The organism is Brevibacterium sp. HMSC24B04 (genome assembly GCF_001806835.1).
Lineage (GTDB): Bacteria > Actinomycetota > Actinomycetes > Actinomycetales > Brevibacteriaceae > Brevibacterium > Brevibacterium ravenspurgense.
In genome coordinates, this window is the sequence record NZ_KV786096.1 from 21,769 (window position 1) to 34,536 (window position 12,768).

8 protein-coding genes are annotated in these 12,768 nt (G+C 63.9%); 7 read left to right on the forward strand and 1 reads right to left on the reverse strand.

Going from position 1 to position 12,768, the window contains the following annotated elements; all coding sequences use genetic code 11:
• Positions 1 to 48 precede the first annotated feature (48 nt).
• The 3 genes from speB to HMPREF3092_RS07645 all read left to right on the forward strand — a co-directional run bounded on the left by speB (position 49) and on the right by HMPREF3092_RS07645 (position 4,398).
• Positions 49 to 1,059 carry an agmatinase gene (gene speB, locus HMPREF3092_RS07635; protein ID WP_070424446.1) on the forward strand — a complete coding sequence of 337 codons (1,011 nt, stop codon included), beginning with the start codon at positions 49 to 51 and terminating at the stop codon, positions 1,057 to 1,059.
• Between the two features lie 99 nt (positions 1,060 to 1,158).
• Positions 1,159 to 2,844 carry a thiamine pyrophosphate-binding protein gene (locus tag HMPREF3092_RS07640; protein WP_070424447.1) on the forward strand — a complete coding sequence of 562 codons (1,686 nt, stop codon included), beginning with the start codon at positions 1,159 to 1,161 and terminating at the stop codon, positions 2,842 to 2,844.
• A 78-nt stretch (positions 2,845 to 2,922) separates the two neighbouring features.
• Positions 2,923 to 4,398: a sodium:solute symporter family protein gene (locus HMPREF3092_RS07645; protein ID WP_070424448.1), complete on the forward strand. Its 1,476-nt coding sequence runs from the start codon at positions 2,923 to 2,925 to the stop codon at positions 4,396 to 4,398.
• 1,252 nt (positions 4,399 to 5,650) lie between these two features.
• Here HMPREF3092_RS07645 and HMPREF3092_RS07650 read toward each other — a convergent pair.
• A complete protein-coding gene (locus HMPREF3092_RS07650; RefSeq protein WP_070424449.1) occupies positions 5,651 to 6,385 on the reverse strand; it encodes a GntR family transcriptional regulator in 735 nt (244 codons plus the stop codon).
• Between the two features lie 131 nt (positions 6,386 to 6,516).
• Here HMPREF3092_RS07650 and HMPREF3092_RS07655 point away from each other — a divergent pair, with 131 nt between their 5' ends.
• The 4 genes from HMPREF3092_RS07655 to HMPREF3092_RS07670 are packed head-to-tail and all read left to right on the forward strand — an operon-like array spanning position 6,517 to position 12,561.
• Complete coding sequence (locus tag HMPREF3092_RS07655; RefSeq protein ID WP_083274319.1) at positions 6,517 to 7,776, forward strand: MFS transporter; 1,260 nt, start codon at positions 6,517 to 6,519, stop codon at positions 7,774 to 7,776.
• Between the two features lie 14 nt (positions 7,777 to 7,790).
• The gene (locus HMPREF3092_RS07660; RefSeq protein WP_070424450.1) at positions 7,791 to 9,815 is read left to right on the forward strand and encodes a hydantoinase/oxoprolinase family protein; all 2,025 of its coding nucleotides are present in this window, start codon (positions 7,791 to 7,793) and stop codon (positions 9,813 to 9,815) included.
• Complete coding sequence (locus HMPREF3092_RS07665) at positions 9,805 to 11,391, forward strand: hydantoinase B/oxoprolinase family protein (protein WP_070424458.1); 1,587 nt, start codon at positions 9,805 to 9,807, stop codon at positions 11,389 to 11,391. The genes HMPREF3092_RS07660 and HMPREF3092_RS07665 overlap by 11 nt, the downstream gene beginning before the upstream one ends.
• Positions 11,392 to 11,421: 30 nt before the next feature.
• Positions 11,422 to 12,561, forward strand: a complete 1,140-nt coding sequence (locus tag HMPREF3092_RS07670) for a tyramine oxidase subunit B (RefSeq protein WP_070424451.1) — start codon at positions 11,422 to 11,424, stop codon at positions 12,559 to 12,561.
• Positions 12,562 to 12,768: the final 207 nt, after the last annotated feature.

A 12,768-nucleotide genomic window follows, 5' to 3' on the forward strand; every position in this document is an offset into this window, starting at 1 on the left:
GCTCACCCTTTTAGCCTGGTTGAACATCCCAGCTACGAGGAGGAACACGTGAGCGACAACCACCCCCTGGGCCCCGCCGACTACAGCCTGACCCCGCGCTTTGCAGGCCCGCCGACCTTCGGCCTGCTGCCGCGCATCGACGAAGTCGAAGCACAGCGCACCGGCCAGCCGATCGACGTCAAGATCATCGGCATCCCCTTTGACGCTGGCGTCAGCTACCGCAGCGGCACCCGATTCGGCCCCTCGCACATCCGCCAGTCCTCCAAACTGCTGCGCCCCTACAATCAGGCCACCGACGTTCACCCGTTCTCCTGGCAGCAGGTTGCCGACTGCGGCGACCTGGGTGTGAACCCCTTCAACATCGAAGAGGCCATCGCCGCTGTTGAAGCCAACGCCGACGAAGCCCGCAAGGACGGTGCAAAGCTGCTCACCCTGGGCGGAGACCACACGCTCGCCCTGCCCAACATCCGCTCGCTGTACAAAACCCACGGCAAGATCGCGGTTCTGCACTTCGACGCGCACCTGGACACGTGGGACACCTACATGGGTGCGCCCTACACTCACGGCACACCGTTCCGTCGCGCCTCAGAAGAAGGTCTGCTGGACCTCGAGCGCTGCATGCACGTGGGCATCCGCGGGCCCCTGTACGGCAAGAAAGACCTCGAAGACGACTCGGTTCTCGGCTTCCAGATCCTGCGCTCTGACGACTACCAGTTCCAGCCGCTGCAGGACATCGTCGCCCGCATCCGCAAGCGCCTGGGAGACGCGCCGATCTACATCTCCGTCGACATCGACGTGCTCGACCCCGCAGCCGCGCCCGGCACCGGCACCCCGGAGGCCGGTGGTATGACAAGCCGCGAACTGCTCAACTCCATCCGCGGCCTCCAGGGACTCAACGTCGTCGGCGCTGAAATCGTCGAAGTCGCGCCCGCCTACGATCACGCCGAAATCACCGGCCTGGCCGCAGCACAGGTCGGCTACGAACTGCTCTCCCTGTGGGCCGCCCAGAAGAAGGGCGCCGAAGCCCCCACCGGATTCGCTGCCGACAACCTCGGCTGACCCACTCCCCTCCCGCACACTGCCCCGCGCGGCAGCAGCGGGAGGGGAGCTCCACCTCGTACCCCAATCCCCATCCCCACAACCTGCCAAGGAGCACACGTGACCAGCATCAACGAGCGCCTGGAGAGCGTTGACGACGCCCACCGCAACGGCGGCCTGGCCGTCATCGCCGCCCTGGCCGCCCACGGCGTCGACACCGTGTTCGGCATCCCCGGAACCCACAACCTCGAGTTCTACCGCCACCTGGAGACCTTCGGCATCCGCGCCATCACGCCCCGCCACGAACAGGGCGCAGGCTACGGCGCGGACGGCTACTACCTGCTCAGTGGCAAACCCGGCGTTGTCATCACAACCTCGGGACCGGGACTGACGAACGTCATCACGGCAGCCGCGACCGCCTATGCGGAATCCCGCCCCATGCTCATCCTGTCCCCCGGTGTGCCCAACGGGCTCGAACGGGCTGACGTCGGCCTGCTGCACGAAACGAAGGCCACCGCGGAAGCCATCGACAACCTGCTGGTCGGCTCCAAGCGCACCCGCACCGCAGAAGGTGCGGCTGCCGCTGTTTCCGAGGCCTTCGCCCGGTTCAATTCGGAGCGCCCCGGGCCGATCCACATCGAGGTACCGCTCGATGTTCTCGAAGGCCCCTGGCACGGAACCGCCGAGGTGCCGCGCACCATCCAGCCGACACAGCCGGCTGACGCTGTTGTCACCGAAGCAGCGCAGGCACTGACGAACGCTGAGCGTCCGCTCATCATTGCCGGCGGTGGTGCCCGCCGAATGGCAGGGCCATTGACCGCGCTGGCTGAAAAGCTCGACGCACCGCTTGTCACCACAGCAAACGGCAAGGGCGCAATCGATGAATCGCACCCGCTGGCACTGGGCGCGAGCGTGCGCTTCCCCTCGGTGCAGAAGGAATCGCAGACCGCGGACGTGCTGCTGGTGATCGGTTCTGAACTTGCCGATTCGGACCTGTGGGGCGGGCGGATCGGTGCGCGCGGCGTGAACTCCTGGGACCACCTGGGATGCCGACCCGACCAGCCTGCAGACCAGCCGGCCCAGACGGTCATCCGCTGCGACATCGACCCCGACCAGCTGCACAAGAACCTGCCCGGTGACATCCTCGTCCCGTCCGACAGCCGCGCTTTCGTCGACGCCCTGAGTAGGGAACTGGGCGAGCAGCCCGCGCGCGGGGGTGCTGAACGCGCGGCGGAGCTCAACCGCGAATGGCAGGGCGAATTCCCCGACGGCGTGGGCGTGTGGACGGCGCGGGCCATTGCGGCCGCCGCCGGTGGTCCCGGAACCGTCATCGCGGGTGATTCTTCACAGGTCACCTACGACGGAGCCGTCCACGCGCTGGAAGCCCGCACGGAAGACCAGCTGCTGTACATGCCGGGCTTCGCAACGCTCGGCTACGGCATTCCTGCCGCCATCGGCGCCAAGCTTGCAGACCCGGACCGTCCGGTGGTCGTCCACGTGGGCGACGGTGCCGCCATGTTCTCCATCCAGGAAGTCATGACGGCAGTCGAACTTCGCCTGGGCATCCCCATGGTGATCGTCGACAACGGCGGATACGCCGAAATCGAAGCCCAGATGGAAGAGCGCAGCATCGACCCGTTCGCCGTCCACCTGGCCAGGCCGAACTTCGCCGCTTTGGGCACAGCCTTCGGCGGCAAGGGCGTAGAATTGAGCGCCTCCGATCCCGACTGCGCTGACCAGCTGGAACGCGCGGTTTCCGAGGCCCTGGGCGCTGATGTTCCCACGCTCATCCACGTTACGGTCTGACACCGCCCACCCGTAAGCACAACTGGCGGGGCAGCTCTAGCCGCTGCCCCGCCGTCCTTCCCACAAGAGAGAAACACTATGGAAACAGCTGTCGTAGCCGTCTACATTGCCGGCATGCTCGCATTCGGCGTATGGGGTCGAATCCGCGCGAAGAACCAGGAGGACTTCCTGGTGGCCGGACGGCGGTTGGGACCGCTGGTCTTCATGGGCACGATGGCCGCCGTTGTTCTCGGCGGAGCCTCCACTGTCGGAGGTGTCGGGCTGGGATACGTCCACGGCCTGTCCGGCATGTGGCTGGTGGTGTGCATCGGCTTGGGCATCATCATCCTGAGCCTGGCTTTCGCCCCGACGATTCAGCGCTTGGGAATCTACACGGTCTCCCAGATGCTGGAGCTGCGCTACGGCGCTGGGTCCCGTACGGTTTCGGGCATCATCATGACCGCCTACGGTCTCATGATTTCGACGACCTCCACGGTTGCCTACGGCGCGATCTTCCACTCCCTGCTGGGCATTGACCGGGTGCCGGCAGTGCTCATCGGCGGCGCCGTCGTCATCATCTACTCGATGCTGGGCGGCATGTGGTCGATCACCATGACCGACTTCGTGCAGTTCCTCATCCAGACCGTCGGCATCTTCCTCATCCTGTTGCCGATCGTGCTCAAAGACGCCGGCGGCTTCAGCAATATCCGCAATGTTGTGGGCCCCGAAGCGTTTGACCCGGTGGCCATCGGACCGAACATGATCATCACCTACGTGCTGATCTACACCATCGGCCTGCTCATCGGTCAGGACATCTGGCAGCGCGTATTCACTGCCCGCTCCCCCGAAACCGCGCGCTGGGGTGGTTTTGCCGCGGGTGTGTACTGCGTGTTCTACGGTGCCGCCGGCGCCCTTGTGGGTGTGGGTGCCCGCGTGCTGGTGCCCGGCATCGAAGACTCTGACCAGGTGTTCACCGCCGTCACCGAACACGCGCTGACACCGCTGTTTGCGGGACTTGTTCTTTCGGCAGCGCTGTCGGCCGTCATGTCGACGTCCTCGGGCGCGCTTCTGGCTGCCTCGACTGTTCTGCGCCAGGATGTCGTCGAACCCGCTCTCACCAAGCGCACTGCGGCCACTACGGGTCTTGGCGGGGCGCTGCGCGGCAGCCTCGTACGCGAAACCGGCGACGAAGTGCGCGACTCGCGCATCTACCTGGTGAGCCTCGGTGTCGTGTCGATCATCCTGGCCTGCGTCATGACCAGCGTGGTCGATGCGCTGACAATTGCCTACAACATCCTCGTAGCCGGCCTGTTCATCCCGATTGTCGGCGGCCTGGTGTGGAAGCGCGGCACAATCGTCGGCGTTCTGGCTGGCATGATCGCAGGCACGGGCGCGGCCGTCATCTTCATGATCGTCAATGGGCTCATGGCAAACACGCCGATCTACTTCGGCCTGGGTGCTTCGCTTGTCGCCTACGTTGTCGGTTCGCTCATCTCCCGGCCCACACCGGACCGGATCATGACCGCCTGGCAGGAGCGCATCCGCCGCGGAGTTAAGGCTTCGCCGCGTTCCTGACGCCAGCCAGGCGGCGCCTTGCCAGCCCAGATTCACGCGCTAATGCAGATTTGCGCTTAAATGCGCTGCATTAACGCGTGATTCTGCATTAAAGCGAAAAACTAGACCGGCGCGTTGCGCAAGGTTGCGGCAGCAGCCCACAGGCGACGGCCCGGGACCAACCCACCTCCACCTCGCCCACCAACCCGGCGCTGCCTCGCCCACCACCCCAGACTCACGCGTTAATGCAGTTTTGCGCCTAAATGCGCCGCATTAACGCGTGATTCTGCATTAAAGCGAAAAACTAGACCGGCGCGTTGCGCAAGGTTGCGGCAGCAGCCCACAGGCGACGGCCCGGGACCAACCCACCTCCACCTCGCCCACCAACCCGGCGGCGTCTCGCCCATCAACCCAGACTCACGCGCTAATGCAGCTTTGCGCTTAAATGCACTGCATTAACGCGTGAATCTGCATTTAAGCGAAAATCCGTGTTGGTCGGCGGCGGCTGGCAGCAGCAGGCCGCAGCCCGCGGGCGACGGCCCGGCACCAGCCCACCTCCACCTCGTCCACCAACCCGGCGCAGCCTCGTCCACCACCCCAGACTCACGCGTTAATGCAGTTTTGCGCCTAAATGCGCTGCATTAACGCGTGAACCTGCATTAAAGCGCAAGGTTGCAGCCGCAGGACGCGTGTAAAGCTGCGGCAGCGGAACAAGAAACTGCAGGCAGCAGGCTGCGCGCTGTGCAAAGCTGCGGCAGCAGCCCGCGGGCGACGGCCCGGGACCAACCCACCTCCACCTCGCCCACCAACCCGGCGCTGCCTCGCCCACCACCCCAGACTCACGCGTTAATGCAGTTTTGCGCCTAAATGCGCTGCATTAACGCGTGAACCTGCATTAAAGCGCAAGGTTGCAGCCGCAGGACGCGTGCAAAGCTGCGGCGGCGGGACAAGAAACTGCAGGCACCAGGCTGCGCCCCACGGGCTGCGGCTTGCTGGCCCGGCGGCGCCTTACCGGCCCGGCTCCACCTCGTCCACCAACCCAGCGCAGCCTCGCTATCCCGGCGCAGTCTCGCCCACCAGCCCAGCCCGGCGCAGCCTCGCCAGCCGACCCAGACTCACGCGCTAATGCAGATTTGCGCCTAAATGCGCTGCATTACCGCGTGAATCTGCACTAAAGCGCAAATCTAGACCGGCGCGCTGCGCAAAACTAGACCGGCGCGCTGCGCAAAGCTGCGGCGCACCTACCGTGGCAACGGGCAGCGGAACAGCCCCCTCAGCCCACCTGCGCGTCCGCAGTTAGCGACGAAAAGTCCAAACCAGCACCGTCAGCTTCGCTTAAATACCGCGCCAGCCGTGCCTGAAACAGCTTGACGTGGCGCACCGCAACCTCTTCGGCGCGTTCGCGGTCGCGCTGTTTGAGCGCATCGATGTACTCCCAGTGGTCATCGTGGACCTTGTCGTAGTGCTCATCGATGTCGCCCAGCTGGGCCGCCCCACCCTGATCACCGCCGAAGCTGAGAAAAGCCAACCGCTGCAGGTTCGTATAGACCCTTTCGGCCATCGCCAGCAGGTAGGAGTTTCTGGTCAGCTCGGTTTCCAAAATGTGCAGTTCCGCATTTGTGCGGGTCACCGCCGCAACGTCCCGGTCCGCAGCGGCGCGCTCAACAGCGCGGACAGCCGCTGACAGCCTCTCCAGCCCCTCATCGTCTATCCGCTCGACCAACAGCTGAGTGACAGCGCGGACGAGCACGTGCTGCGCTTCAATGAGTTCCCGGCACTGGCGCAGTGAAATCGAGCTGACACGGTAGCCGCCCCTGGCATCGGCTTCGACAAGACCTTCCGCTGCCAGTCGGTGCAGTGCCTCGCGCACGGGAGTGCGGCTGAGCCCAATGCTCGCCACCAGTGCACCTTCGTCGATCTTCTGCGCCCCACGCAGCTCCAGAGTGAGAATGCGCCGGCGCATTTCGACGTAGGCGGTTTCCCTCGCACTTGTCTTCCGCGTAGTCATGCTCCTCATTATCAGACAACTGCACTCCCGCGCCCGCAAAAACGTAACGCGCTTCACAAAGCGGCTTAATCATGACAGCCTGTATTTATTCCGTATACAAGCTGAACGCTTCCCGATCGGAAGGAAAGCAGATGAACCCGAACGCATCAGATATTGAAGCGCTCACCGTCAAATACCGCCGGCGCGCCATCGCGGCCTCCGGAATCGGCTGGGGGCTCGACGGCTTCACCTGGTCGATGTACGGCTTTGCGCTCGTCGCCGCCGCCGGCACCCTGGGCATGAGCTCCGGCGCTACCGGCTGGGTCAGCGCCATCAGCATCGTCGCCTCCGCAATCGGCGGCATGATCTTCGGAAACCTCGCCGACCGCTACGGCCGTGTGCGCATGCTCACGGTCGTCATCCTCGGCTACAGCATTTTCACCGGTCTGACTGCGACCTCGCAGGGGCTTTATGACTTCCTCCTGTGGCGCACGCTGGAAGGTCTGTTCTTCGGCGGTGAATGGGCTGTCGGTGCGGCACTTGTTGCCGAATACGCTCAGCCGGAGAAGCGCGGACGCGTCCTGGCGTTCATCCAGAGCTGCTACGCCATCGGCTGGGCCGTTTCAGCCCTTGCCTACCTGACGGTGTACTCGATCTTCCCCGAAGAGGTGGCGTGGCGCTACCTGTTCCTCGTGGGCATTCTGCCGGCGCTGGCCGCCTTCTTCATTCGCCGCGGCACAAAAGACGCTACGGAGCTCCACGGAGACCAACAACCAGCCGCCAAACCCAGCCAACAGCCTGATAAGAGCTTCGGCAATCTGTTCCGCGACGGTCTGGCGAAGACCACCATTGCCGCCACTCTCCTGGGCATCGGCGTCCAGGGCATCTACTACTCGGTGTTCATCTTCCTTCCCACCTACCTGCAGGAAGAGCGCGGTCTGAGCATTGTCGGCACCGCCGGCTTCACCTGGGTGGCAATCGTCGGTTCGTTCATCGGATACGTGTCCTCCGGTTACTTCCTCGACTGGATCGGCCGCCGGCCCACATTCCTCATGTTCTTCGTCGGCTCGGCCCTGAGCGTGTCGCTGTTCGTCTTCACCCCCGCCGCTCAGCCCGAGCTGGGCATTCCCGTCATCTTCCTGTTGGGCTTCTTCGCATCCGGCCAGGCGGGAGGCACCGGCGCGTACCTGGCGGAGCTGTTCCCCACTGAAATCCGCGCTACCGGACAGGGCTTCGCCTACAACCTGGGCCGCGGCCTGGCAGCCTTCGGCCCGCTGACGGTGGGCCTGGCCGCCGAGACCATCGGCTGGGGCAATTCGATCATGCTCATCGCCATCATCGGCGCTGTCACGGGAATCATCGCCCTGTCGCTGCTGCCGGAAACCAAGAACAAGGAAATCGTCGAACTGTGAGTCAAGGAGAGCACATGTCTGCAGGACTGCACGTTGCCGTTGACACCGGCGGCACTTTCACCGACATCGGCATTCGCAAGGATGACGGCGAACTGTTCGTGTGGAAGGTCCCCTCGACACCGGAGGCACCGAATGAAGCCGTGATTGACGGGATTGTCGGCGGGCTCGAGCAGATCGACCGCAGCCCCGAGGAGATCACCCGGCTGGTGCACGGTACGACGGTGGCCACGAACACCGTCCTGACCCGTGAGGGCGGACGCGTGGGTCTTCTGACAACCCGTGGTTTCCGTGACGTTCTGGCGATCGCCCACCAGGACCGCCCGGCGATCTACGACTACCGACAGACCCGACCGGCACCTCTCATTTCCGATGACACGATCTTCGAAGTCGACGAACGGATCGACGCCGACGGCGAAGTTCTGACCGAACTGGACGAAGCAGCGTTGGACCAGTTGGCCGAAACCATCGCGAGCGCGGACCTCGATGTGCTCATCGTGTCGTTCATCAACGCCTACACCAACGGCCAGCACGAACGTGCCGCTGTGAAGCGCCTGACCGAACTGAACGCGGCCCCCGTTGTGTCGGCCGCGACCGAGGTTGCCACCGAGATGCGCGAATACGACCGCACCTCGACCGCTGCGATCAACGCCTACGTCCGCCCGAAGGTTTCGACGTACATGGAGAAGCTGGAAGCAGGCATCGAGGACCTCAAGATCCCGTCGCGCCTGTGGGTCATGCAGTCCAACGGCGGTCTGCTCAACCCGAAGATGGCCAGCACCCAGAGTGCGAAGACCGTTCTGTCAGGCCTTGCCGGCGGGGTTGTCGGGGCGGCCAACTGGGCGCGTTCGCTGGGCCTGAAGAACGTCGTCAGCTTCGACATCGGCGGCACGAGCACCGACATTGCGCTCATTCGCGACGGTGTGCCGGATGAAACGAACTTCACCGAAATCGACTCGATGCCGCTGCGCCTGCCGAGTGTCGACGTGCACACGATCGGCGCCGGCGGAGGTTCAATCGCGTGGCTGGACTCCGGTGGGAGCCTGCGCGTGGGACCGCACAGCGCCGGGGCCGTCCCCGGCCCCATCAGCTACCGCCGAGGTGGAACTGAGCTGACCGTGACAGACGCTCACGCGGTCTTGGGTCGGCTGGGTGGTGAGCTGCTCGGCGGTCGTTTTGAGCTCGACATCGATGCCGCACGTGCCCGCATGGAGGAGTTCGGCAAAACGTTGGGACTGACAGCCGAAGAGTGTGCTGAAGGCATCATCAAGGTCATTACGGCGACCATGGCACGCGGTGTGCGCAAGGTGTCGGTTGAGCGCGGTGTGGACATCCGGTCGTGCAACCTGATGTCATTTGGAGGTGCCGGTCCGCTGCACGGTGCTGACCTCGCGGTTGAACTGGGCATGGAATCGGCGGTCATTCCGCCGCACCCTGGCATTGCGTCGGCTGTGGGCATGCTCGATGCTCCCATCCGCCACGACTTCGCCCACCCCGTGCAGGCAAACGAATGGACCAGGCTCGAACCGCTGGAAGCGGCTTTTGGAGACCTGCAGGATCAGGCTCGCCGGGAAATGGAAACCGACGAGTTCGACCGCGAATGGCTGGTCGATGCCCGCTATGTGGGCCAAAGCTATGAACTGACGCTGCCGTTGGAAGACAGCTGGCACGAACAGCGCCGAGCTTTCGACGAAGCTCACGCTGAACGCTACGGCTACAGCGATGACGACGCAGCCATGGAAATCATTGTGGTGCGCCTGCGGGCCACCATCGAATCCGAACGGACCCGCGAAGCCCAGGCGAAAGCGGGCACCGGCGCTCCTGAGCCCAAGACCACCCGCCAGGTCTACATCGACGGCAGCTGGACCGACGTCGACATCTACGACCGTGATGCGATCCCGGCAGGCACCTCGATCCCGGGGCCCATCATCATCGACCAGTTCGACACGACAACCTTTGTCCACCCCAGCCTGACGTGCTTCTGCGACGACCGCGGCTTCCTGCACCTGCGCACCCGAAAGAGTGATGACGATGACAAGTGAATCCACACAGCTCAACGCCGTTGAACTTGAGATTGCGCGCAATCGCCTGACCTCGGTGTCAGAGGAGGTGGGTACGGCGCTGATCCGCACCTCGTACTCCCCCAACATCAAAGACAGGCGTGACTGTTCAGCTGGCATCTACGATGCGGAAGGCCACCTGATCACGCAGGCAGAGCACATTCCGCTGCACCTGGGACTGATGCCCACGCTCATTGAGAACGCAATCGCAGAATACGGGCTCGACAACATCAAGCCCGGTGACGTTCTCATCACCAACAATCCCTACCTGGGCGGTTCGCACCTGCCTGACATGTGCGTCATCACCCCCGTGTTCGCCGGTGAGGAGCTTGTTGCGCACGTGGCGACAATGGCCCACCACGTCGATGTCGGCGGTTCCACGCCGGGGTCCATGGCCACCGATGCCACGGAGATCTTCCAGGAGGGCATCCGGGTTCCGCCCATCCGCCTGTTCGCGGAAGGTCAGCTGCAGACCGAAATCATGGCGCTCATGCTCATGAACATCCGCACGGCAGACAAAACCCGCGGTGACCTCATGGCGCAGGTTTCGGCAAACAAACTGGGTTCACGCCGTGTGCTGGAGCTCATCGAAGAGTGGGGTGTGCAGCACTTCTACGATTCCTGCGATGCGCTTGTGGCCTACAGCGAGCGCCGGGCACGCGCGGCAATCGCCTCCCTGCCTGATGGCAAGGGCAGCTTCGTCGACTATCTCGAACACAACGGTGTGGAACCGGAGATGATCCCCATCCACGCTGAGGTCGAAATCAGCGGTGAGGAAATCACCATCGACATGACCGAAACCGCAGACCAGGTTGCCGGGGCTGTCAACTGTTCATACGCGGTGGCGCTGGCCTGCGCCTCGTACGTGGTGAAGATGATTGCCGACCCGACCCTGCCCTCGAACGCGGGCCTGACCGCGCCGATCAACGTCAAGACCCGGCCCGGCAGCCTCGTGCACGCCCAGTTCCCCGCCCCCGTTGCGCACGGGAACACGCAGACCTCGCAGAGGATCGTCGACACGATCCTCGGAGCGCTCGATACGTTCACCGAGGGCCTGGTGCCGGCCGCCTCGAGCGGCAGCATGAGCATCATCACGATCGGCGGCGTGGACCCACTCAACGGGGAGTACTACTCCTATGTGGAAACCTATGGCGGCGGGCAGGGCGCCGGCCCCGAATTCGATGGCGCCTCCGCCACCCACACGCACATGACCAACACTCGCAACACCCCGTGCGAAGTGATTGAACGTGAATACCCGCTGCGCGTAGACAGCTACGAGATCGCTCGTGACACCGGCGGTGACGGTGCTGCGACCGGCGGCAGCGGACTGCGCCGAAGCCTGACGCTCACCCGCGGTCAGGCGACGGTGGTTGCTGGTACATCGCGCGTCACGACGACTCCGTGGGGCCTGGAAGACGGCGGCGATGGAATCAGTGCCCGCATCACCCTCGCCGAAGGTGATGAGCTGCGCGAACTCGAATCGATGTCAAAGCTCACGGTCCGCGCAGGACAGACCGTATCCATCCAGACCGCGGGCGGCGGTGGATACGGGAAATGACACCCACAATCTTGTTGGAGAGAAAAAACCATGTCCGACACCCGTATTGACTTCCTATACCTGAGCGAACCCGACATGATTGCCGCCGGCGTGACCGACATGGCTCGCTGCGTGGACGTCATGGAGGAAACCCTCGTGCTTCTGCGCCGCGGCGATTTCCGGATGGCAGGTTCGAACGCCATGTCTCACGGTGCGATGGTCAGCTTCCCGAAAGAACCCGAATTCGACTCCATGCCGGCCGACGGCCCAGACCGCCGTTTCATGGCGATGCCGGCCTACCTTGGCGGACGCTTCCACACATCCGGTGTGAAGTGGTACGGCTCGAACGTGGAGAACCGCAAGAAGGGCCTGCCCCGGTCAATCCACACTTTTGACCTCAGCGACGCCAACACGGGAGCGCCGCTGGCGTACATGTCCGCAAACCTCATTTCCGCTTACAGAACCGGGGCGATTCCCGGTGTCGCCGTTAAGCACCTGGCACGGTCGGATGCGCGGACGTTCGGCATTGTGGGCCCCGGCGTCATCGGCCGGTCCGTCACCCAGGCGGTGCTGTCACAGTGTGAGGGCGTTGAGGAGATCGTGGTCAACGGCATCGACCAGCCGGACGTGGACCGCTACCGGGCATTCATCGAAGAGAACTTCCCCCACATCCGGTCGGTGCGTGCGGCTGCCGATGTCGAGGCTGTGGTCCGGCAGGCCGATGTTGTCACCGTGACCGTGACGACCGGCGAAGAAGGCTCGTCCGCTTTCCCCTTCATTGACGAAGAATGGATCAAACCGGGAGCGATTCTTCTGCTGCCCACGGCCGTTCGATTCGATGACACGTTCATTGCGTCGGACCGTGTGACGAAGGTTGTCGATTCCTGGCGCCTATACGATGCCTGGGCCGATGAGTACGGTGGCGGCGCCTACCAGAAGCTGGGCATCATCGGCACACACTGGCACGACCTCATGCGGGCAGGCCTTCTGGAACGCGATTCGATTGTCGACATGGCCGACATAATCGAAGGTGCCGCACCCGGCCGGCAGAATGACGACCAGATCTTCCTGTACTCCGTCGGCGGCATGCCAGTCGAGGACGTTGCCTGGGCCACCGAGGTCTACCGCACCGCACTGGACAAGGGCATCGGCACCACGCTCAACCTGTGGGAAAGCCCCGCTTTGGCTTGAGGGCGGCTGCGGCGGCTTGGCGGTGCTGGGGCGCTTTCACGCCAGATTCACGCGTTAATGCAGATTCACGCGCCAATGCGCTGCATTAACGCGTGAATCTGCATTTAAGCGCAAGGTTGCAACCGCGGCGCACCCAACGAACACCGCCGCACCGTTAACAGGCACTGAAACGGGCTGGGTTCGAGTGACAGTTGTCACTCGAACCCA

Bases quoted from the DNA above. Each gene is read 5' to 3' on its own strand.
- HMPREF3092_RS07645 (WP_070424448.1), top strand. From the start codon at position 2,923: ATGGAAACAGCTGTCGTAGCCGTCTACATTGCCGGCATGCTCGCATTC.
- HMPREF3092_RS07650 (WP_070424449.1), bottom strand. From the start codon at position 6,385: ATGACTACGCGGAAGACAAGTGCGAGGGAAACCGCCTACGTCGAAATG.
- HMPREF3092_RS07655 (WP_083274319.1), top strand. From the start codon at position 6,517: ATGAACCCGAACGCATCAGATATTGAAGCGCTCACCGTCAAATACCGC.
- HMPREF3092_RS07660 (WP_070424450.1), top strand. From the start codon at position 7,791: ATGTCTGCAGGACTGCACGTTGCCGTTGACACCGGCGGCACTTTCACC.
- HMPREF3092_RS07665 (WP_070424458.1), top strand. From the start codon at position 9,805: ATGACAAGTGAATCCACACAGCTCAACGCCGTTGAACTTGAGATTGCG.
- HMPREF3092_RS07670 (WP_070424451.1), top strand. From the start codon at position 11,422: ATGTCCGACACCCGTATTGACTTCCTATACCTGAGCGAACCCGACATG.